Source organism: Rhodococcus triatomae (assembly GCF_014217785.1).
Taxonomy (GTDB): Bacteria; Actinomycetota; Actinomycetes; order Mycobacteriales; family Mycobacteriaceae; genus Rhodococcus_F; species Rhodococcus_F triatomae.
Genome location: NZ_CP048814.1, coordinates 2417751 through 2439469, shown reverse-complemented (window position 1 = coordinate 2439469; position 21719 = coordinate 2417751). Strand labels below are relative to the sequence as shown.

16 protein-coding genes are annotated in these 21719 nt (G+C 68.4%); 2 read left to right on the top strand and 14 right to left on the bottom strand.

Annotated features, from left to right (window positions below):
• Positions 1 to 10: 10 nt before the first annotated feature.
• The 11 genes from G4H71_RS11425 to glpK (G4H71_RS11375) form a co-directional block, all read right to left on the bottom strand.
• The gene (locus G4H71_RS11425) at positions 11 to 3082 is read right to left on the bottom strand and encodes a non-ribosomal peptide synthetase (RefSeq protein ID WP_072738533.1); all 3072 of its coding nucleotides are present in this window, start codon (positions 3080 to 3082) and stop codon (positions 11 to 13) included.
• A 2-nt stretch (positions 3083 to 3084) separates the two neighbouring features.
• Positions 3085 to 3786, bottom strand: a complete 702-nt coding sequence (locus G4H71_RS11420; protein ID WP_072738534.1) for a formyltransferase family protein — start codon at positions 3784 to 3786, stop codon at positions 3085 to 3087.
• Positions 3783 to 4832, bottom strand: coding sequence for an NAD-dependent epimerase/dehydratase family protein (locus G4H71_RS11415; protein ID WP_072738535.1), 1050 nt, complete (start codon positions 4830 to 4832; stop codon positions 3783 to 3785). The genes G4H71_RS11420 and G4H71_RS11415 overlap by 4 nt, the downstream gene beginning before the upstream one ends.
• Positions 4829 to 5140 (bottom strand): hypothetical protein, encoded by a 312-nt coding sequence (locus G4H71_RS11410; protein ID WP_083343138.1) that lies wholly within the window; start codon positions 5138 to 5140, stop codon positions 4829 to 4831. Before G4H71_RS11410 ends, G4H71_RS11415 begins: the two co-directional genes overlap by 4 nt.
• Positions 5137 to 6843, bottom strand: a complete 1707-nt coding sequence (locus G4H71_RS11405) for a fatty acid CoA ligase family protein (protein ID WP_072738536.1) — start codon at positions 6841 to 6843, stop codon at positions 5137 to 5139. Before G4H71_RS11405 ends, G4H71_RS11410 begins: the two co-directional genes overlap by 4 nt.
• Positions 6843 to 7760: a hypothetical protein gene (locus G4H71_RS11400; RefSeq protein ID WP_072738537.1), complete on the bottom strand. Its 918-nt coding sequence runs from the start codon at positions 7758 to 7760 to the stop codon at positions 6843 to 6845. The genes G4H71_RS11405 and G4H71_RS11400 overlap by 1 nt, the downstream gene beginning before the upstream one ends.
• Before the next feature lies 1 nt (position 7761).
• Complete coding sequence (locus G4H71_RS11395; RefSeq protein WP_072738538.1) at positions 7762 to 8808, bottom strand: 3-oxoacyl-ACP synthase III family protein; 1047 nt, start codon at positions 8806 to 8808, stop codon at positions 7762 to 7764.
• A 326-nt stretch (positions 8809 to 9134) separates the two neighbouring features.
• The gene (locus G4H71_RS11390; protein WP_072738539.1) at positions 9135 to 9704 is read right to left on the bottom strand and encodes a TetR/AcrR family transcriptional regulator; all 570 of its coding nucleotides are present in this window, start codon (positions 9702 to 9704) and stop codon (positions 9135 to 9137) included.
• Between the two features lie 3 nt (positions 9705 to 9707).
• The gene (locus G4H71_RS11385; protein ID WP_072738615.1) at positions 9708 to 11243 is read right to left on the bottom strand and encodes an amidase; all 1536 of its coding nucleotides are present in this window, start codon (positions 11241 to 11243) and stop codon (positions 9708 to 9710) included.
• 103 nt (positions 11244 to 11346) lie between these two features.
• On the bottom strand, positions 11347 to 13122 hold the full coding sequence (locus G4H71_RS11380) for a glycerol-3-phosphate dehydrogenase/oxidase (protein ID WP_072738540.1): 1776 nt from the start codon (positions 13120 to 13122) through the stop codon (positions 11347 to 11349).
• A 32-nt stretch (positions 13123 to 13154) separates the two neighbouring features.
• The gene (gene glpK / locus G4H71_RS11375) at positions 13155 to 14765 is read right to left on the bottom strand and encodes a glycerol kinase GlpK (protein ID WP_246442962.1); all 1611 of its coding nucleotides are present in this window, start codon (positions 14763 to 14765) and stop codon (positions 13155 to 13157) included.
• 266 nt (positions 14766 to 15031) lie between these two features.
• Between glpK (G4H71_RS11375) and G4H71_RS11370 the strand changes: the two genes are divergently transcribed.
• Together G4H71_RS11370 and glpK (G4H71_RS11365) are read left to right on the top strand one after the other, a co-directional pair.
• Positions 15032 to 15805, top strand: a complete 774-nt coding sequence (locus tag G4H71_RS11370) for an IclR family transcriptional regulator (protein WP_072738541.1) — start codon at positions 15032 to 15034, stop codon at positions 15803 to 15805.
• On the top strand, positions 15802 to 17319 hold the full coding sequence (gene glpK / locus G4H71_RS11365; RefSeq protein ID WP_139183283.1) for a glycerol kinase GlpK: 1518 nt from the start codon (positions 15802 to 15804) through the stop codon (positions 17317 to 17319). The genes G4H71_RS11370 and glpK (G4H71_RS11365) overlap by 4 nt, the downstream gene beginning before the upstream one ends.
• Positions 17320 to 17366: 47 nt before the next feature.
• On the opposite strand, the gene G4H71_RS11360 is transcribed toward glpK (G4H71_RS11365), so the two are convergent.
• The 3 genes from G4H71_RS11360 to G4H71_RS11350 all read right to left on the bottom strand — a co-directional run bounded on the left by G4H71_RS11360 (position 17367) and on the right by G4H71_RS11350 (position 21719).
• On the bottom strand, positions 17367 to 19124 hold the full coding sequence (locus tag G4H71_RS11360; protein WP_072738542.1) for an FAD-dependent oxidoreductase: 1758 nt from the start codon (positions 19122 to 19124) through the stop codon (positions 17367 to 17369).
• Between the two features lie 44 nt (positions 19125 to 19168).
• Positions 19169 to 20158, bottom strand: a complete 990-nt coding sequence (locus G4H71_RS11355) for an AurF N-oxygenase family protein (RefSeq protein ID WP_083343159.1) — start codon at positions 20156 to 20158, stop codon at positions 19169 to 19171.
• 238 nt (positions 20159 to 20396) lie between these two features.
• Positions 20397 to 21719: an HNH endonuclease signature motif containing protein gene (locus G4H71_RS11350; RefSeq protein WP_072738543.1), complete on the bottom strand. Its 1323-nt coding sequence runs from the start codon at positions 21717 to 21719 to the stop codon at positions 20397 to 20399.

Sequence of the window (21719 nt, the reverse complement as noted above, 5' to 3'; positions counted from 1 at the left end):
TTCCGGATTCTCAGCACTCGCCGCGCGCCGCCAGAGCCGCCGCATGTACCCGTCCCAGGGTCAGCCGGTGGGCGAACCCCTCGAGCCCGGCGACGAACCGGGCCTCTCGCTCCGCGCCCACGGTCGTGCGCGACACCCGGGCCAGCATCTCGACCGCGGCCAGCGAGTCTCCGCCGAGAACGAAGAAGTCCGAATCCTCGGTCAGCACGCGAACATCGACGCGCAGTACATCCGCCCAGATCCGTGCCGTGGCCGCCCATTCCTCGGCCGGCAGCTCGTCGCCGCCACCCGTTGAGGTATGGCCCTCGGCCGCGACGGGAAGGGGGAGAGCGGCCAGATCCAGCTTCCCGTTGAGCGTCACCGGCAGGGCGGGTACTGCCACGATCGCCGCGGGGATCATGAAGGAGGGCAGGCGGCCGGACAGGAAGTCCCGCGCGTCCACCACCGCGAACTCGGGCACACCGCCCGAGGGCGAGACGACCGTCTTCGGGACCACGTAGGCGACCAGCATCGGCTCCGCGCCCCCGGCCCTCTTCCGTGGCACCACGGCGCAGGCCGCGACATCCGGATACGTCTCGAGCACGGCCTGCACCTCACCGGGCTCGATCCGGTTACCCCGGATCTTCACCTGGTCGTCGGCCCGGCCGACGAACTCGAGGAGCCCGCCCTCGAGCACCCGCGCCAGATCGCCCGTGCGGTAGGTACGTTCGCCCGCGACGGAGACGAACCGCTCCGCCGTCAGCTCCGGACGCCCGAGATAGCCGGCCGCGACCTGCGGTCCGCCGAAGTACAGCTCGCCGACCTCACCGACCGGAACCGACCGACCGCTCTCGTCGAGCAGGAACACCGGTGTGTCCGAGGACGCGTGGCCGATCGGGACGGACTCCGCCGCAGGCGCATCCGGCGTGCGCGCGTCGTCCAGATCGTAGGTCGTGCATACGATGCTCAGTTCGGTCGGCCCGTAGCTGTTCACGATCTTGGGCCCGGCCCCGAAGAACTCGCGCGCCTGCTCCGCGAGCGAGGGGTACAGCTTCTCTCCCCCGATGATCACGGTCCGCACCGGCGGAGCCTCGATGTCGAGCCGCACGATCGTCGACATCAGGCTCGGGGTCAACAGGAAGGTGTTGGCCCCGGAGTCGACGAACATGTGCCGCAACGACACCGGCGACACGTCGTCCGGGAGGAGGGTCACGGCGCCACCGGTGAGGAGAGCGCAGAAGAACGCGGCGCACGCCATGTCCGCCGCAGGCGTGTGGTAGTGAGCGAACCTGGTCTCCGGACCGAGCCGGTACCAGTCCGTCGCGGACCGTACGAAGTTCACCACACCCGCGTGTGGGACGAGGACGCCCTTCGGGCGCCCGGTGGAGCCGGACGTGTACGTGACGTACGCGATGTCCTGTGGCTCGACGTCCGGGAGATCCGGCGGTGCGACGGCCGCCTCGCCCGGGTCCGCGAGCACCTCCTCGAGGACCACGGTCACACCGGGACCGGCCAGTTCGAGGTGATCCCGCTCGACCAGGATCAGGGCCGCGCCGGAATCGTCGATGGTGGCACGGATACGCGCGGCCGGATGGCGGCGGTCGAGGGGAAGGAAGGCCGCACCCGCCTTCATCACACCCAGTTGGGCGGCAGCCCCGGCCACGGTCCGGTCGGCGAGAACCGCGACGACGTCGCCGCGGCCGATCCCCCGCCGAATCAGTTCGGCGGCCACCGTATCCGAACTCAGGTCGAGCTCACCATAGGTGACCGGACCGCCCGGTGCGGTCACCGCGACAGCGTCCGGGGTGACGCGCGCGTGCCTGCGGAACATCTCGACAGCGGTGGCACCGCCCGGTGTCGTGACTGCGCCCGCGCGGAGAGGCAGGGCGGGCACGACCGGGCGAGCGGCCGCCACGGGGCGATCGCCTGCCCCTCGCGACACGGCATCCACCATCTCGTCGAGAAGCTCGTCGAGTTGCTCCGCCACACCCCGCCCACCCCGTGCGGAGACCGTGATCTCGGTGCTTCCGCGGTGTTCGACGAGTGCGACGCTCACCGGGACCAGACCGGTCGGCGACGGAACCGCGCGTACCGAGACGGGCTCGAATCCGGGCAACGAGAACTGTTCGAGGTCGACCTGTCCCGCATGGGACACGATTCCCGACACCACATTCCGCCCCGTCCGGGCACCGATCGCATGTGCGGCACGGAGGATACCGCGGGTGACCGGCTGCGGAATCGCGGACAGGCCTCCGCCCTCCATCTCGTTCAGCTCGCGACGTTCGACCATCCCGGCGAGCAACTGGGCGTTGACCTCGTCCCATCCTTGCCCCGGCGCCACGTCGAGGAACAGCGGCAGTGCCAGGTTCGCGGTCGAGCGGATCCCTGGATCGTGGCGGCGCAGATCCACCGGCACCATGATTCTCGCGGTGTCCGCGCAGTGCTCGGCGATCACCGCCGCCACCTTCGCCACCACTGCGGGCACCCGTGCCGCAACGCTGCGGTGGCGCAACAGGAACACCGGTCCGCCTCCCGGCGCTGCCCGGCCGAACGGCGAGGGTCGGGTGGGAACCAGTCTCGTGGGAGCTCCCGACGCGCCCAGTCGGGCAACGAGATCGGAGTCGGCATCGACGTCCGGGGCACCCAGCGGTTCCTCCCCACGGAGTATCCGGAACACGTCCCCGACCCAGATCGACATCCCGCCCGCATCCATCACACCGTGAAAGGCACGAAAGATCACGGTCGTTCCCTTGTTCCCGGCGGCACGCAGAACGACGACCTCGGTCGTCGCTTCCGGACCGGGCCCGATCGGACGGTGCAGCACCGGGTCGGTGTCCAGTGCATCCCAATCGACACGGCCGGTCAGTTGCTCGACACGCGGCGGCGTCCCCGAGTCGACCCACCGGTCGTCCTCCAGGACCAGACGGGCGCCGGGACACGCGTGCGAGGCGATCGCCACCGCGGCGCGCACGTCGTCCGTGTCGATCTCGCCGTCCCCTTCGACGACGAGTTGAATCGCGAACGGGGGAGCCACCTCCCGGGTGGACAGGTAGAGCCGTTCCGTCGGCGACACGGGACGGTGGAACCGAGTGGGGGCAACCATGTTCACCTCGCGGGCTGGGAGACCGCGTCGGCGATCTCGGGGTAGAGGGGACCGAACACGCCGAGTGCCGTGGCCCGGTCGAATCTCGCCCGGTCGGTGTCGGGAAGGTCGCGCAGGCGGATCAGCTCTCGAATGCGGTCGGCACCGAAGTACTCGTCGGGCCGCGACGCGGGAGCGACCGGTACGGCCGTCCCCTCGCACACGGCGTCGAGATTGCGTTCGAAGAGGGTGTGGCAGGCCTTGACTCCCGCGAGCATCACGTCCTGGAACCGGTCCTCGGGCGTGACGGCGAAACGCTCGAGGTCGAGGACCGGCCCGGTGTCGATCCCCTCGTCCACGACGTGAAGGCTCGCGCCGTACTCGGTGTCGCCGCGGAGCAGGCAGAAGATCACGGCCATCTCGGGAAGCCCTCGATGCTCCGGGAGCAACCCGTTGTGGATGTTGTATATCCGAAGTCCCGAGCCGATCAGGGGCGCACGCAGGATGGTCCGATTGTCGATCGACCACATCACGTCGTCCGTCGCGGCGTCCAACACCCGGGCGTGGTCGTGATTGACGTTCACGGTGCGCAGTAGCGGTGCGTCCGCCACGTCCGGCGGCACCCCCTCGGACGGGGACACGCACACCAGATCCACACGGTGTCCGCGGCTGTGTGCCGCCCGCACGGCTCGCCACAACAGTGATCCACGGCCGACGAAGATCATGCGATCGCCCCGGCCATGGACTCGATCCCGCCCTGGGTATCGACCCAGTCACCGAACGCAGCCAAGCCCTCGTCCCTGCCCACCACCGGCCGATAGCCGAAGTCCCGGCGCGCCGCGGTCGTGTCGAACGTCGCGGTGCGACCGAGCAACGCCAGGACGTACCGCGACAGGGGCGGCGACCACCGGCGAGCGACGGGCGGCAGCGACCACACGGCGTCGAGGACGGTGACGGCGGCCGCGAGCACCCGCGGGTTCGGCCTGCGGCTCGGTGGGTCGAATCCGAACCGATCGGCGAGCACTCCGACGAACTGCCATACGTCCGTGATCTCGTCGTCGGCGAGGAAGTACGCCCGGCCGCCGACACGGTCCGACGCCCACGCCCTGATGACGGCGTCGACGGCGTTGTCCACGTGACACAGCGACGCCTGGACCGCACGCCCGCCGGACAGATCCGGGAGCCGTCCCGCTGCTGCCCGGCCCAGGAGCCGGACCACCGGACCGGAACGGTCGCCTGCACCCCAGATCGCCCGTGGGCGGAGAGCACACGTGACGAACCCGGGGGCGTCGGCCGCGAGCACGGCACGCTCGGCGGCCGCCTTCGTCTCCGAGTACAGGTTCAGGTAGCGCGCCGGGTACGGAACGGACTCGTCGACGTTCACCAGATCGCCACCGTCGTACTCCATGACGGCACTCGGGCTGGAGATGTAGACGAACCTGCCGACTCCGGACTCGCGCGCCGCATCGAGGAGATGAACTGTGGCGTCGAGATTCTCGGAGACGAACTGCGACCGCGTTCCGCGTTCGTCCACGCGGGCGGCGCTGTGGACCACGACGTCCATACCCTGTACGGCGGCTCGCAGACTCGCACCGTCGGTGAGGTCGCCGTGCACCAGAGTCACCGCGTCCAGCACGCCCTCGGCGCGCAGGTCGCGCAGATCGCTGCTCGGACGCACGAGCGCGTGGACCTCGTGTTCGCCGTCCGCGACGATGCGGCGCACCAGTGCACCGCCGAGAAACCCGGACGCGCCGGTCACCAGTACCTTCATCGATCCTCCTCCGTGATTGCCGTCGCCGCGGCCGTCGGCTTCACCGTCTTCCACCACGTGAGGCCGAACACGAACGTCATCAGCGCGGTGCGGGACCGGGAGTGACCCGTGTCGTGACGGTGGCGGAGCGCCACCGGAATCTGCAATGTATGGACGCCGACGCTGAGGACGGCATCGATCCACCAGGCCACCCGCACTGCCGGGTGGGGCCACGGTTTCCTGCCCCGGACGTACACGAGTCCCGCGAGCAGGCCCACCCAGCCCAGCAGCGGAACGGTCCGCAGCGCGAGAACCTTCGTGCCGGTCACGCCCGGTCTCCCTTCCCCGCCGGACCCCGCTGCCGAGCTGCCCACGTCGCCAACTCCTCCCGGCCGATCTTCGCGTTGTGCCGGATGTCCACCGGGAAGGACGGGTGGACGAGGAAGTGCGCGATCTGCCGCGTGTGCTCGAACTCGTCGGCACGCGCGCGTAGACCTGCACGCACCTGCTCGGGGTCGGCGCCGCTCTGCAACTCCACGCACAGAACCGGGACGGCCCGGCCCGGCCCGCCGACCCCGACCAGCGCGGTACGGGCGACTCCGTCCACCGCAGCGAACATCTGCTCCACCTGCACCGTGAACATCGGGCCGTGCTCGGTCTCGACACGCTGACTCTTGCGTCCCTGGAACCAGATGCGTCCCTCGGTGTCGAGTCGGGCCAGATCGCCGGTGCGGTGCCAGAGCACCTCGCCGTCGCGGATCTTCGCCGCGGCATCGGCGGTCTCCGGCCACAGATAGTGGGTACTGACGTTCGGTCCCGACACCACGAGTTCGCCGATTCCCGACTCCTCGAGCCCGTCGGTCCACTCCGGAACGGCCCCGTCGACGATGCGAATCGTCCGCACCGACACCCTCGGTGCGGGGTACCCCACCAGGACGCCGGCACCGTTTCGGGTTCTCTCCACGACGCCGGTGGTCAGGTCCCGGGACTCGACGGCAGCCATCGGAAGGGCCTCGGTCGCACCGTAACCCACGTACACCTCGGCATCGGCGGAGAGGATCGCCCGGAGCCTCGGTACCGCGTCGAGCGGCACCGGCGCCCCTCCGGAATAGATACTCCGTACCGAATCGAAACGCCGAGTCCGGTGCTCGAACTCGTCACTGGTCTCGACGTGTTCGACGAGGGGTAGCAGCACGGCCGGGGAAGCGAAGAGGGTGCGGACACCGAATCGGGTGATGGCGTCGGCCACGTGCGCCGGGTCGGTGGACCCCACCCGCGCCGGCATCAACGGCGGGAGGACACAGCGTGTTCCGAGGAAGAGGTCGAGGAGCCCGAACAACGGCAGCGTGACCAGCGAGCATTCCGGTGGAACGTGACCGCGCATCTCGTCGATCTGCTCGACCATCGCGGTGAGGTTGCCGTGCGTGATCTCGACGGCTTTCGCCGGTCCGGTGCTCCCGGTCGTGAACGCCACCAGTGCCGTATCGGACGCAGCGACCTCGCCGGCACGCGTCGCTCCCGGCTGCACCGACGGGCCGGCGGCGTTCGGTTCCCGGCCCAGGCTTGCGAGCGTGGGCCCACCCCAGAGCCGCACGCGTCCCACCGTGAGATTCACTCGCACCCGGCGGAATCGCCGTCGGAACAGCACCCGGACCGCCTGTGCGGCAGGAACTCCGACGAACACTTCGGCGTCCACCGCGGACAGACATCGCACCATGGCCCGCACACCCATCCCGGGGTCGATGACCACCGGAACCGCGCCACATTTCAGGAGCCCGAGCAGCACCGCGTACAACTCCGGCCCAGGGGTGACCAGGACGATGGCCTTCGTTCCGGCACATACACCCTGTCCGCGCAGGTACTCCGCGATGGCCTCGGACCAGTCGTCGAGTTCGCGATAGGTGAGCGACGCGTACACGGGAGGGATCCCCGGAGCCGAGGACGTCGAGTACAGGACGGCATCGGCAGTCGGAGAGACCCCGGCTCGCTCGCGAAACCGCTCGACCACCGGTGTCAGTGTGGGCGAGGACATCAGACCGCCACCGTCCCGGCAACCGAGGATGGCACGCGATACATGGTGGCCGCCGCGCTCGGTCCGGCGCCCGCACCCACGAACAGGACGTGACGATAGCGCTCGAGCGCGCCGTCCTCGGAGAGCAGGTGGAAGGCAGCCGGCAGGGCCGCGGTGTGGGGATCGCGACCGAACACGGCCGCGAGGTCGCGGTCGTGGTGCTGCAACCGCAGGCGGCGGGCCAGCCGGTCGCCGAAATCGGGCGTCGGCGTGGACGTCACCAGCAACGTGGTGTCCTGGTCCGTGGCATTGGCTCGCAGCGAGTCTCCGGCCGCCCGGACCGCGACGTCGAGCAGGTCCTCCTCGAATCCTCGAGTCCGGGACACGGTGACCTGGCCCCGACCGAGTACGCCCATCGTGGACAGATCCACGTACCCCTCCACCGGGGACGGCCCGTCGGAGAGCACACTGAAGGTACGGCCGAACCCGGCCGCTTCCTCCGACGGCGTGAGCAGGAGCGCGGCACCCGCCGTCGCATAGGGATAGCTCGCAGGTGCATCGGCGCCGGTGAGTGACGGATGGGTGTCGCCGGAGACCACGAGGACGTACTCCGTCGAGCGCGTCAACAGCATCGAGGTCGCGACCTGGATCGCATTGAGCACACCGACGGCGCCGTTCATCAGGTCGAACGCGAAGGTCCGCCGGTCACCGGCGGAGTAGTCGAGCCCGATGCCGAGTTCCTTCTGGATCAGCGCGGCGACCGCCGGTTCCATCGTGTTGGAGTCCCGGTAGACGCCGGTGTTGATGACGGCGCCGACCCGGGAAGGATCGATTCCCGCCGCGGCCAGTGCGGATTGCGCCGCCGCGGCCGCGTGGGTGACGATGCTCGGAGAATCACCCGCACGGCTGATTCCGGTTGCGGTGATGACGATGCCCATGTCACGCCTCCAGAGATGTGATCGTCGTGGACAGATAGCCGGTGACGATTCCGGACGCGGCCGGGACCATCAGGATCTTCGACCCCTTCGGAATCGAGCGTTGCTGCAGACAATCGTGCAGAACGACGAAATGTGAGGTGGTCGAGGTATTTCCGTACTTCTCGACGACACCGGGTGACGGTGGCATCGGGACCCCGAACTCGCGCTCCGCGAGCTCGTTCATGTAGTTCACGGCCGAGGCGCCGAACTGGTGATGGATGATGTAGTCGAACCCTTCCTCACCGAAGCTGCGACCCGTGGCATCGAGGTACTCCCCCTGCGCATCGGTCCACAGCTTGAAACGGCTCTCGTTGTGCATTCTGCGGTTGTCGGTGTAGAGCGCGATGCCCTGCGTCTTCTCACTCGGCATTCCCAGGCATGCATCGGCGTACTCGGCAGCGGTCATCAGATCGACGTAGTGGATCCGATCCGCCTCGTCGACGGACTCGTCGAGAACGACGGCGGACGCCGAATCACCGACCGACAGTGAGGCGAATTGCAGATCGTACTTCTCGGAGATCTCCCGAACCGCCGTCTCCGCAATGGGGGTGATCGCCTCGCCACTCACCACGATTCCCCTGCGCGCGGCTCCCGAGCGGATCATCGCGTCGAGGATGTAGGTACCGGTGAGCATCCCGGCACACGCGTTCGACAGGTCGAAGTGGATCGCCCGGTGGGCCCCGATCCGCTGGGCGAGTACGGCGGCGAAGGACGGTTCGAAGTACATCCGCTCGCCTCGGGTGCGGGTGATGGACGTGGAGATCACCACGTCGAGATCCTCGGCCTCGTACCGGGATCGAGCGAGGCACTCGTCGACGGCCTTGCAGGCCAGGGTGAACGAGTCCTCCAGGTCGTCAGGGTCGGTCGAACGGAACCTCCGCTCCTGCACACCGGTGACGGCGGCGAAGTCGAAGGTCGGAGGTTCGGCCAGTTGCCCGATCAGTTCGTCGGTGGTGACGACCCGGGACGGCAGATAGGTTCCGATCGCCTCGAAACGCGAGAAGGTCAAGGTAACTCCTGGGGAGACGGGTGTCGGTCGATGTGCGAGAGCGTTCGGGTGCGGGTGCCCCGGATACCGAAACGTGCACTGTGCGCGAGATCCTGGGACGCGACGGGATCTTCCGCCTGCCCCTGACCGGATCCGTACTGCGAAATTCGGGTATTTCGCACAGGAATCTACACAAGGAGTTGGTGAGTTCTACCGAACTGTGTCCGAAGCAACAGTTGTCCACTGCTGCAAGGGAATTCGATCACCTCTTTAGTGTGAACCTCTGAAACATTGAAATTCCAACGAGTTTCGAGGCATGAAGGGAAGACAGCTACCGATCGGCTGCGCTACTGCCTGCCGGCGGAAGCAAAAGCTCCGGAGATGACGAGGACTATCGCAGAAGCGATTTCGTCCCTCGACTGCCCTGTCGCCAGACGGCGCAGCTGAAGCCCGGCCACCATCCCGACGAGCACCGCCGCGACCATCTCCCGGTTCGGAACATCGAGCGCCCCGAGAACCGCCATCGTCAGATCGTCGTACGCCTCGAAGCACTCGGTCGCTGCGCCACGTAGCTCCGGGTCACGACCCGCCTGGATGTAGTACTCGAACGGGGCGATCCGCTCCGCCGAGAAGGCCAGGTCGGTGGCCACCCGATCCACGAGGGTCGCCACGCTCCCCAGCGGTTGCCCGCGGAACTGATCCGCAACCGCACCGAGTCGCTCCTTCTCCTCGACGACGAACTGGGCCAGAGCGGCGCGCAGCAGGTCGGTCTGGGTCGCGAAGTGATAGGTGATGGAACCGAGCGAGACACCCGCCACTGCGGCGATCCGCCTGTTGGTGATCGCAGCGATCCCCTCGCTGCCGGCGATCTCCAGGGCGGCCGCGAGTATGCGTTCGCGAACACCGAGCTTCTCCACCGACTACCACCATTTCCGAGGCTGCACCTCCTCCCATCGTAGAGTGGCCTCCAATTGCGCGGCGACGGACACCAGCAACGGCTCGGAGTTCTCCGGACCGAGCAACTGCACGCCCACCGGCAGGCCGCTCGGGGTGAAGCCGGCCGGGACCGCCACCGCGGGCCACCCCACGACGTTCCAGGACCAGGTATAGGGGCAGGTCGCGGTCACGAACCGGTCGGTGGCCCACCCGTCGAGACCATCCACGCAGTCGACGACGGGAGGCGGGGTGGCCGTGGTCGGCGTCAACACGACGTCGCAGTGGTCGAACACCGCTCCCATCCGAGCCCGGATGAATCCCTCCGATGCCCGGGCCACCTGGAGCGGCAGCCCCCCGACCAGCCGTCCGCTGCGAGCATTGCGTCGGGTTCGAGGGTCCGCCAGATCCCGATCCGGGACACCCCGCAGACGATCGGCCACCTCGCTCATGGCCCGCGTGAAGAAGTTCATGCCCACGAACGGGCCGTAGGGAACCTCCCGGACCTCGACCCGGTGCCCCACCTCCCGCAACGCCGACACCACCCGATCGACCCCAGCCTCCACCTCGGGATGCAGACGCGACGACAGCCCGAAGAACGGCGGCTGCAAGGCAACGCCGATGCGCAGGCGCCCCGGATCGCGACCGACCGCGTCACCGCAGCGAACAGGTTCGGGCCGGTGCAGGTCCTCGTCATGATTGCCGCTGATCGCATCGAGGAGAAGCGCCGCGTCCGCGACCGTCCGCGCGATCGGCCCGTACACGGTGAGTCCCCGGAAGGACTCTGCCTCGGGCCACGTGGACACCCGGCCCCGCTGTGGTTTGATCCCCACCAGGTTGGTCCAGGACGCGGGTATCCGGATCGAGCCGCCGCCGTCCGACCCCACCGCAGCCGAAATCAGTCCGGCCGACACCGCGGCCGCCGCTCCCCCGGACGAACCACCCACCGTCATCGCCCGATTCCACGGGTTCCTCGTGTGACCGTAGGCCGTGCTACTGGTGAACGGCCACTGCCCGAACTCCGGTGCATTCGTCTTTCCGACGATGATCGCCCCAGCCGCCCGCAACCTGCGGACCACCTCGGAATCGCGCGCCGCGACCGGAAAGTCGCCGGCACACCCGAACGGGGTGGACTCCCCGGCGACATCCACGTCGTCCTTCACCGCGATCGGCACACCCGCCAGCGGGAGCTCTCGAACCTCGGCAGTATCGATGCGCCGGGCCTCGGCTGAATCGATGCGCCGGGCCTCGGCTGTGTCCATGCGCCGGGCCTCGGCTGTGTCCATGCGCCGGGCCTCGGCTGTGTCCATGCGCCGGGCCTCGGCGATCGCCTTGTGGGAGCGCACCACCCGAAACGCATTGATCCCGTGCTGGCTCGCCTCGATCCGTTCGATCGCGGCCCGGGTGAGGGCCTCGGAGGTGACGCGGCCATCCCGGACGGCGCGCACCTGATCGAGGAGACCGGGGCCGGGGTCCGCCGTGGGACTCACCGGACACGGTTGCTCACGGAGCACACGATCCATGGGGCCTCCCTCGGAATCCCGCACATCCTTCCGATGCGCCGGTGGCGATGCACTGCCGGTGGCCATGCACCGACAAAAGTAGCGTTCGTTCGAACGAACAGTATCACGTTCTCGTGGAGATTCGCTCGCCGAGACTGCGCACCACAGCCACCCGGCCGCCGGGCGAGCCGGCATCACGCTCGACGCGCTGAGCAGCGACCGCCGAGGCGTCGTCGGGCTGAGTCGTCGCCGCCACGTCCGCGGCCACCCGCGCGCGGTACGCGCCCACCTCCCGCGCGACCGTCTCGTCACTCCAGCCGAGCTCCGGCGCGATCAACTCGGCGACCTGTTCGGCGATATCGACTGCACCGGAGGATGATTCGAGATCCGCGTGGGTCCGCCGAGCGAGCACGTCCTCGAGATGCAGGGCACCTTCGTGGGTGACCGCGTACAGCATCTCCACCCACAGGTAGCCGTATCCGGGCACCTTCTCGGCGAGTTCGGGACGCGCGCGCAGCAGCTCCGCGATCTCGATCACCGCGCTGCCGTACCGGCCGAGCAGATGCTCGACGGTCTCGACGTCCACCTCCAGTTCGGCCGCGAGCCTCGTCCGCGCGGACCACAGTTCGCCGTAACCGCGGGCACCGACCAGTGGGACACGATCGGTATGGGAAGCCTCGACGCCGTCGAGTCCCTCGACGGCCATGTTCACGGCGTCCTCGGCCATCACCCGGTACGTCGTGTACTTTCCGCCGGCCACCGACACCAGTCCTTCGACCGGGCTGACCACCACGTGCTCGCGCGAGAGGGTCGTCGTCTCGCCGGCATCACCGGCGGCGGTGTTCGGCACCACCAGCGGGCGGAGCCCCGAATACACACCGACGACGTCGGCACGCGTCAGGGGATGCGCGAGGAGTTCGTTGACGTGGTCGAGGATGTAGTCGACATCCGCGCCGCTCGCCGCCGGATCGTCGAGGTCGTGGTGCCACGCCGTGTCGGTGGTGCCGATCACCCAGTACCGCTCGCTCCAGGGGCACGGGATCACGAACAGCAGACTCTTCTCGGTCTGGGTGATCAGACCTGTGGTCGAGGCGATCTTCTCGCGCGGGACGACGATGTGCACGCCCTTGGATGCCTGCACCCGGAACGGTGGTTCGCCACCGATCAGGCTCTGCAGCTTCTCGTTCCACGGGCCGGTCGCATTGATCGTGCGGCGCGCACGGACGTCGAACTCGGTACCGGTCTCCACGTCGAGCACCCGCGCGCCCACGACGCGCTCGCCCTCGCGGAGGAAGTCCACGACACGGGCGCCACCGGCACACAGTGCGCCGTGGCTCGCGGCCGTACGTGCCAGGGTCATCGCGAACCTCGCGTCGTCCATCGATCCCTCGTAGAACGACACTCCTCCGTGAACAGCGCCCCGTTTCGCTCCCGGGAAGCGCTGCAACGTCTTCCGCTTGCTCAGATGACGATGGTGCGCGGGCACACCGCGTCCGGCGCCGAGGACGTCGTAGACACCGACACCGAGCCCCACCCATGCCCGGTCGATTCCCCGGCGTTGGAGCGGGTAGACGAACTCGACCGGCCGAGCCAGGTGCGGCGCGAGTTCGTCGAGGATCAGCGAACGTTCGCGGAGCGCCTCGAACACGAGGGCGAAGTCGAGTTGCTCGAGGTAGCGGAGCCCGCCGTGGACGAGCTTGGACGAGCGGCTCGAGGTCCCGGACGCGTAGTCCCGCGCCTCCACCAGTCCGACCGTCAGGCCGCGCGTCACCGCGTCCAGGGCCGCGCCCGCGCCGACGACACCGGCACCGATCACCAGGACGTCGAGTTCCCCCGAACTCATCCGCTCGAGCGACTCGCGGCGCGCCGAGGGGCTCAAGGGCGTCGGATAGATCTCCATGGCTACATCTTTCGTCGTATCGAACGTGCGCCTCACCTGGCGGCCACGTCTGTTCCCGCCGTCGGAACGGCTCCTGTCCCCACCGACTGTGCGGCGAAGCTGTCCAGGGTGCGGCCGACGGCATCGGCCCAACCCCGTCGTCCTTGCTCCCGACGCCGGTCGTCCCACCGCGGGTGCCAGCGACGGTCCTCGTGCCAGTGGTCACGCAGTTCGTCGGTTCCCGACCAGAATCCGACCGCCAGACCGGCCGCATAGGCTGCTCCGAGCGCCGACGTCTCGGCGACGACCGGGCGGCTCACGGGCACGCCGAGGACATCGGCCTGAATCTGCATGCAGAGCTCGTTGGCAGTGACACCGCCGTCCACTCGAAGGACCGCCAGCGGTACGCCGGAGTCCTGTGTCATCGCCTCGACCACGTCGCGGCTCTGGTGACAGATCGCTTCCAGTGTCGCCCTGGCGATGTGACCGCTGCTGTTGAAGCGGGTCAGCCCGACGATCGCACCGCGGGCATCCGGGCGCCAATGCGGGGCGAAGAGCCCCGAGAAGGCGGGGACGAAGTACACGCCGCCGTTGTCGTCCACCTTCGACGCGAGCACCTCACTGTGTGCCGCGTCGACGATGATGCCGAGTTGATCGCGCAGCCACTGCACCGCGGAGCCGGTCACCGCGATCGAGCCCTCGAGTGCGTAGACCGCCGGGCGGTCCCCGAACCGATAGCAGACGGTGGTGAGAAGCCCGTGGTTCGAGCGCACGATGGATTCGCCGGTGTTGAGGAGAAGGAAATTCCCTGTGCCGTAGGTGTTCTTGGCTTCGCCGGGGGCGAAGCACACCTGGCCGATCATGGCGGCCTGCTGATCTCCCACGGCGGCACCGATCGGGACCCGCTGCCCGAACGGTCCGCCGGCCGCGGTGAGCCCGAAGTCCACCGGATCGGAGGACGACAGGATCCGCGGCAGCATCCGGCGTGGAATGCCGAACAGCGCGAGCAGATCGTCGTCCCAGTCGAGACGGTCCAGGTCCATGAGCATGGTGCGGCTGGCGTTGGTGACGTCGGTGACGTGCCGACCGCCGTCCGGACCGCCCGAGAGATTCCAGATCAGCCAGGAGTCGACGGTCCCGAACAGCGCCTCACCGCTCTCCGCGGCGGCACGGGCGCCGTCGACGTGATCGAGGATCCAGCGCACCTTGGCCGCGGAGAAGTACGGGGCGGGCGGTAGTCCGGTACGTCGGCGAATGAGGTCGACATCGTCGTCCCCGAGCGCGGAGATCATCGCCTGGGTGCGGGTGTCCTGCCACACGATCGCGTTGTACAGCGGCTGCCCGGTGCGACGGTTCCAGACCACGGTGGTCTCCCGCTGGTTCGTCACGCCCAGCGCCACCAGATCGTCCACCGACCAGTGCGGCAGATCTCTCGCGGCCGCGATGACCTCGCACGTCCGGTGCCAGATCTCCCTCGGATCGTGCTCGACCCATCCCGGCTTCGGCAGGATCTGGGAGTGCTCGATCTGGTGGCGCGCCACCTCGGCACCCTCGTGGTCGAAGACGATGAACCGGGTGCTGGTCGTCCCCTGGTCGACAGCCCCGACCAGCGGCCGGCCGGAGTGCGTACGGGTCGCTCCCGACCCTGCGGACGCCGCCGACACTGGAGACACTGCGGACACTGGGGCCCCGCCGAGCACCACAGCCGAGCCCGACTCCACGACAGCGCCGGATTCCACGGCGACCCCCTCTCGGCTGTCTGATCACTCCGCCGACTCGAGCGAGTCGACGAACCGGGCCACCCCGTTCGACGACGCGGACGGGTCCGGACAATTCGTTGGCTGGAGGCTAGGACCGCTCGGGCCGCTCGGCAATGAAGTGCGTTCGACAATGTCGTACGATCTGACGTCGTGCCTGCTAGGCTCGCCCCGTGCCCGGGCCGATTCAAGCGATCGAACGCGCCGCAGCGATCCTGTCCGTCCTGGCCCGCGCGCCGTACGGGGTGGGCGTCAGCGAGATCGCCGGAGCGCTCGGTCTCGCGAAAGGCACGGCACACGGCCTACTGCGAACCCTGATGTTGGTCGGATTCGTCGAACAGTCCGAGTCGGGCCGATACGCCCTCGGCTCACGTCTGCCCGACTCCCGCTCCCGTGAAGTGGACGGCAACGTCCTCCGCGCGCACGCCATGACCTGGGCCGACGGACTGGTCTCGCGCACCGGGCTGTCCGCCCGCGTGGCCACCCTGCACGATCAGAGCGCGGTCGTCGTGCACCACGTGTTCCGGCCCGGTGATCCCGCGCAGACGCTCCGACTCGGTGTCCGCCTGCCGCTGCACGCGACAGCTCTCGGTAAGGCCCTGCTGGCATTCACTCCCGGCCTGGCAGAACAGCGCACCGGAACCGATCTCGTGTCCTACACGTCCCGGACGGTGACCACGACCCGCGAGGTCGCGAGTGCCCTGTCTGCGGTCCGCTCACACGGGTGGGCGGCCGACACCGGTGAGTTCCGAGCCGACCGCGCCTCCGTCGCGGCACCGATCCGAGATCGTGGTGGCCGGGTCGTCGGTGCCATCGCCGTCGTGGGGACGGTCGACGCCGTGACAGCCGGAAGGGGAAGCACGGGAAAGGGCCCCGACCCGGCGCTCACCGACCGTGTCCGGGAAGCCGCACGCGCCGTCGGGGACGAACTCGGAGGAGATCCGTGACCACCCGCTACGTCATGTCCGTCGATCAGGGCACCACGTCCACTCGGTGCGTGATCTTCGACCGGCAGGGGCGCGTGGTCGCCCTGTCACAGCGTGAGCACCGGCAGCGGTTTCCGCGGTCGGGCTGGGTCGAGCACGACGCCGTGGAGATCTGGCGCAACGTCGGGAAGACGATGTCCCATGCCCTACGCAGGTCCGGCCTGTCCCCGTCCGAGATCGCAGCCCTGGGGATCGCCAATCAGCGGGAAACCACGGTTCTGTGGGAACGGGCCACCGGCAGACCGGTCGGGCATGCGATCGTCTGGCAGGACACGCGGACCGAAGCACTCGTGGAAGAGCTTCTCGCGCGACCGGAAGCGGCGCGGATCTCACGGATCTGCGGCCTTCCGCTCGCAAGCTACTTCGCCGCTCCACGCGTGCGCTGGATGCTCGACGAGCACCCGGACCTCCGCGCCCGGGCCGAACGCGGTGAGATCCTGTTCGGAACGATGGAGAGCTGGCTCGTCTGGAATCTGTCCGGCGGCCCGAACGGGGGGCGGCACGTCACGGACGTCACGAATGCCGGCCGAACCATGCTCATGAGCCTCGACACGCTGGACTGGGACACCGAACTGCTCGACTTCTTCGACATACCCCGCGCGATGCTCCCCGAGATCCGTTCCAACGGAGAGTTCTTCGGAGCCACCGTGGCGGATCCACCGGGGATCCCCATGTACGCGGCGCTCGGCGACCAGCAGGCGGCCCTCTTCGGCCAGACGTGCTTCTCCGAGGGAGAGACCAAGTGCACCTACGGCACCGGCGGATTCCTGCTCAGGAACACGGGCGTCACCCCCGTGCGCTCGGAGCACGGGCTGCTCACCACCGTGGGGTTCCGGATCGGCGACGAACCCGCCCACTACGCGTTGGAGGGGTCGATCGCGGTGACCGGGTCTCTCGTCCAGTGGCTGCGAGACCAGTTGGGGCTCATCGCTTCCGCCCCGGAGATCGAGACCTTGGCGGCCACCGTCCCGAACAGCAGCGGCTGCTACATCGTGCCGGCGTTCTCGGGGTTGTTCGCGCCGCGCTGGCGCGCGGAGGCTCGAGGAGTGATCGCCGGGCTGACGTCCTTCATCGATCGAGGACATCTCGCCCGTGCCGTGTTGGACGCGACCGCCTGGCAGACCCGCGAGGTGGTCGACGCGATGAACGCGGACTCCGCCCTTCCGATGACCCAGCTCCGCGTGGACGGCGGAATGACGTCGAACAACTTACTGATGCAGCTGATCTCGGACGCGCTGGGCGTTCCGGTGGTGCGGCCCCTCGTCGCCGAGTCCGTCTCGCGCGGTGCGGCCTATGCGGCCGGCCTGGCGGCCGGGTTCTGGCCCGACATGCAGGGTCTGCGCAGCAACTGGCACCGAGCCGGGCAGTGGGACCCCGCCGTCGACCCGGTGGAACGCGAACGCGAGTACACCCGGTGGCGTGGCGCGGTGGCTCTCACCTACGACTGGGAGCGCGGCCCCGCGGACCGCGTCTGACGCCCGCCCCGGAAGCCCCCCGGGAGCGAGACGTCAGCGAATCGTCCTCAGCTGCGCAGCTTGCGGCGAAAACGCGGGCGAGACTCCACCTGGTTCGTCGTCGCGGCGAGCGCCACCAGTTCCGCTTCGTCGGTGATCTTCTCGCGCACCCGATGAGCTCGGGCTCCGCGCTGGCGTTCCGCCTCGTCGATGGACCGCCATCCGGCCCGGTCGATGACCGCTGCCCGGCGCTCGCGTACCAGTCGGTCCAGTGCGGAATTGTCTGCGCGTGGGGTGGTGAGACGTCCGGTGTTGAAGTCGTCGACCAACTGGCCCACCGTCTGCTGGGCGCAGGACTTGTTGGTGCCGATGAACCCCGTCGGTCCGCGCTTGATCCACCCGGTGACGTACGCGCCGGTGAGGGTGCTACCGCCCGGCGCGTCGAGCACGCGGCCGTCGGTGTTCGGGATGACGCCCACGGCATCGTCGAAGGGCACCCCGTCGATCGGGACCCCCCGGTACCCGATCGACGTGAGCACCAACCCGGCGTCGACCTTCTCGGTCGACTCGGTGGCCTTCACCCGTACGGCGCCGTCGTCGCCGACGACGAACTCGTTGCGAGCGAACTCGATTCCCGTGACGTGGTTGTCGCCGAGAATCGCCGTGGGGGACAGCAGGTAGCGCAGAACGATCCGCTTCCGGCCCGGGGCGGGGGCGGGCCGCTCGCGGATCTGCTCGAGTTGCACGAGCTTCTGAGCCACGGCGTGCGGGAGTTCGCCCTTGTCGAGCAGATGCCGGGTCTGCGCATCCAGCTGTGCTTCGTCGGACTCGATCACGACTTCGACGTCGGGGGCGGAGAGCAGGCCGGCGAACTCAGGAACGGTGAACGCGGACTGCGCGAACCCACGACGCGCGACGATCACAACTTCCTCGACCTTGCTGGCCCGCAACGCGGCGAGCGCATTCACCGAGATGTCGGTCTCGGCGAGACGTTCCGGATCCGCGGTGAGGACACGGGCGACGTCGAGGGCGACGTTGCCGTTGCCGATGATCACCGCTCGCCGGTGCGAGAGGTCGAAGGCGTCGTCCGCGTGGTCGGGATGCCCGTTGTACCAGGCGACGAAGTTGGTCGCGGACGTACTACCCGGCAGATCCTCGCCGTCGATGCCGAGCTTGCGGTCGCTCGATGCTCCGACCGCGTAGATCACGGCATGGTGATGGGCGAGCAACTCGTCGTGGGTGAGATGCTTCCCGATCTCGACGTTGAGGTAGTACTCGAAGCCCGGCTGGGTCGCGATGGTCTCGTACAGGCGACTGACCTGCTTGGTCTTCTGATGGTCGGGCGCGACACCGGCACGCACCAGGCCGTGCGGGACGGGCAGTCGATCGAAGACGTTGACCGCCACGCCCGGCTGGGTCAGCAGTTCGTCTGCGGCATACATCGCGGCAGGGCCGGAACCGATGATCGCCACGCGCAGTGGCTCGCGGTCTCGGCTGACCTCCGCTGCTGCTGTCACCTTGGCCAGCGCCGGACGGGTCTCCGTCCCGCCGATGCGGGCCCGTCCGGCGTCCTGATCCTTGTAGAAGTCTGCGTTGATCGACAGGAACACCTGCTGCGATTCGGTCAGCTTCTTCTGCGGGACGATCGCATCCACCGGGCACGCGGACACACAGGCACCGCAGTCGACGCAGGCCGCCGGGTCGATGTGCAGCATCTCCGCCGTCAGGAAGTCGGGCTCGTCCGGAGTCGGGTGGATGCAGTTGACCGGGCATGCGTAGACACACGAGGCGTCGCTACAACACGACTGGGTGACGACGTGGGGCATGAGAGGTGGATCCCGTCCTAGGGTCTGTCGGCAGCGCGGGCCGGTCAGGCGACGCGGCGGATGGGCTCGCTGCGGAAACGCGAGGCGTCGCCGTCGATCTTGCAGGCCTTCCACACGAGCCGCGATGCGCGGTTCATCAGTCCGGCCTCGTGCGCGAGCATGCGCACGTCGCCGAAGTAGTTGCGCAGCGCCTTCCGCGCTTCCTTCTTCTCCCAGAAGAGGTCCTTGCGGACCTGCTTCGGAATGTCGAAGTGCTTCCAGAACGACCGCGGCGGAATCACGATCTGATCGCAGAGCACGCGCATGGTGATGGGGGTGGCGAGCGAGAGCGCGAAACGTCCCAACCTGCTCATCTTCGGCACGCGGCGGCGCAGGTACTGGTGCGCGAAGGAAATGTGGCGAGCTTCCTCGGCGACGTGAATGGCCATCACGCTCTTCATGATGGGGTGCAGGTCGCTGTTGCCCCGCAGAAACGACTTCTGGATGTGGTCGATCGGCTCCTCACCGGCGAGGACACCGACGAAGAACAGCTCGGGCAGGGGCCCGGCTGCGAGCGGGATGAAGGCCGCGAGCCGACGCATGATCGGACCCATACCGGGCGCATCCGCGCCGATCCGGTTGACCATCTCCTGGAACATCAGGGTGTGGTTGCACTCTTCCACGCACTCGTGGGTGCAGTAGCGGTACTCCGGGTCGCCGTTAGGCAAGTAGAAGATGTACAGCATCATCCCGCGGATCAGGATGTTCTCGAACTGCAGGCCGACCTTCGCGACGTTGGCCTGGCGCCACATCCCGATCTCGATCTGACGCTCTTCGGTCTGGGCCTGGTACCACGGGTGGGCACCGAGCGGATCGTCCTCGGCATTGAGAATCCACCGACGGTCTCCCGGAGTCACGGCGAACTCGGGCGAGTCCCAGTCGATGTCGACGTAGGGATCGAAGTGCTTGTGCACCGACGCCTCGGACAACGCATGGAGCTTGTCTTCGTACGTGTCCTGCCCTGCGTCGTTGCGGGCGCTCATGGACAGTGTCATCGCGATCTCCCGTGTGTCATCGTGGCGGGTGCCGGCCATCCCGCGTCGACTTCTCCGGCTGCAACTCCCCGCCACCTCTGTGATGACGGTCTCTGCATTGAATGTAACCGGTAGTCGCAGATAAATCCAGGGGCGGCCGCATGCCCGTGATGATCTGTCACCACGGCGAGCCGTGAGCAGCGCACAGAGCAGCGCCCACGATCGGACGCCGTCGCAGGTCAAGACGCCTGGCGAGCACCTACACCGCGGTCGCTCGCACCCGGTGGCCGATGCAGCTACGTCGCCGACTCCCACAGCCCATGCCCTGTGACGGTATCGGTTTTCGTGCCGGGTCGACGCTCGTCGGTGGGGTGAACACCGGGTGCCTGGTCTTGCCGATCGTCACTTCCCAGTCCGTGGTGTGGAGTAGTCGGTGGTGGGTGCCGCAGAGCAACACGAGGTTGTCGAGGTCGGTGGGTCCGCCGTCCGCCCAATGCCTGATGTGGTGGCCCTCGCACCAGGCGGCGGTAGCTCCGCAGCCCGGGAAGGCGCAGCCACCGTCCCGGGCGGCGAGCGCTGTGCGTTGGGCCCGGGTGACAGTGCGGTGGGTGCGTCCCACACTCAACGGGGCACCGTGCTCATCGAGCACGATCGCGGTGACGTTCGCGTCACAGCCGAGGAGGCGTGCGGTGTTGATGGTCAGTGGCCCCATCCACGGCGACCACGCGATACCCCGCACCTCGGCAAGATCGGCGGGGTGTGTGTCTGTGTTGTCGGCCGGCCGTGTTCTGCGGGCATACTCCTCGCGCCGGTCCTGGCCCAGATCCCGCGCATGCACGTGCACCGACAGATGCGGACGTTCCCCACCCTCGACCCCCAACTCGCCGAACGCGAGCAGCATCGACAACAACTGGGTGAGTCCGTCCGCGCGGCGCTGCCGTGGCGGACGAGCATCCGGCGTTCCCTCAGATGCGGGCTGTGGGGCCGAGAATTTCGACAGGGCGGTCAGCAGCATCTCCCCGGTCACCGCGTCCACGTCACCACGAATCGATACCCGACCATTCAACGTCTTCGACACATACAGCTCGTTACGGTCGGTGTCCTCACTGGCGGGCTGGTCGTCGGTTTCGAAGATCGCCTCCAACTTCGCAATCACCGTCCGTACTCCGTCGGTACGCGCCAACGGCCCGTCCGCCGCCGCCAGCAACGCCGCCACACACCCGGGCAGTGCCTCGGCGGGCATGCCCTTCGGGGGTTTCGTGCAGAACCGGACGATCAGCAACGCATGCTCGAACGCGATCCGCCCCGCATCGAACGCTTCCGCTACCGCGGGATGCTCCGCCAACCCGGCACCGAGTTCCACGATCCGCCCCGCCGCACCCGGCGACACCACCGTCACCGACGACAACCACCCCTTCGTCGACGCGAAACCATGATCCACCCGCGTACACCGGCGTTCCACCTCGGCGACCACCGCGACCCGCTGCGCCTCCCACACCGCGATCTTCGCGCTCAACGCGACAGCGTCACACAACAACTCACGACTGGTCCGTTGCCGGAAACGATCCCCCTGATACCCCAT

What these genes read in the sequence shown, in the direction of transcription:
- G4H71_RS11385 (WP_072738615.1), bottom strand. Translation starts at nt 11,243, where the DNA reads ATGGATCGTGTGCTCCGTGAGCAACCGTGTCCGGTGAGTCCCACGGCG.
- G4H71_RS11355 (WP_083343159.1), bottom strand. Translation starts at nt 20,158, where the DNA reads ATGACACTGTCCATGAGCGCCCGCAACGACGCAGGGCAGGACACGTAC.
- G4H71_RS11425 (WP_072738533.1), bottom strand. Translation starts at nt 3,082, where the DNA reads ATGGTTGCCCCCACTCGGTTCCACCGTCCCGTGTCGCCGACGGAACGG.
- G4H71_RS11360 (WP_072738542.1), bottom strand. Translation starts at nt 19,124, where the DNA reads ATGCCCCACGTCGTCACCCAGTCGTGTTGTAGCGACGCCTCGTGTGTC.
- G4H71_RS11405 (WP_072738536.1), bottom strand. Translation starts at nt 6,843, where the DNA reads ATGTCCTCGCCCACACTGACACCGGTGGTCGAGCGGTTTCGCGAGCGA.
- G4H71_RS11380 (WP_072738540.1), bottom strand. Translation starts at nt 13,122, where the DNA reads ATGGAGATCTATCCGACGCCCTTGAGCCCCTCGGCGCGCCGCGAGTCG.
- G4H71_RS11415 (WP_072738535.1), bottom strand. Translation starts at nt 4,832, where the DNA reads ATGAAGGTACTGGTGACCGGCGCGTCCGGGTTTCTCGGCGGTGCACTG.
- G4H71_RS11400 (WP_072738537.1), bottom strand. Translation starts at nt 7,760, where the DNA reads ATGGGCATCGTCATCACCGCAACCGGAATCAGCCGTGCGGGTGATTCT.
- G4H71_RS11420 (WP_072738534.1), bottom strand. Translation starts at nt 3,786, where the DNA reads ATGATCTTCGTCGGCCGTGGATCACTGTTGTGGCGAGCCGTGCGGGCG.
- G4H71_RS11350 (WP_072738543.1), bottom strand. Translation starts at nt 21,719, where the DNA reads ATGGGGTATCAGGGGGATCGTTTCCGGCAACGGACCAGTCGTGAGTTG.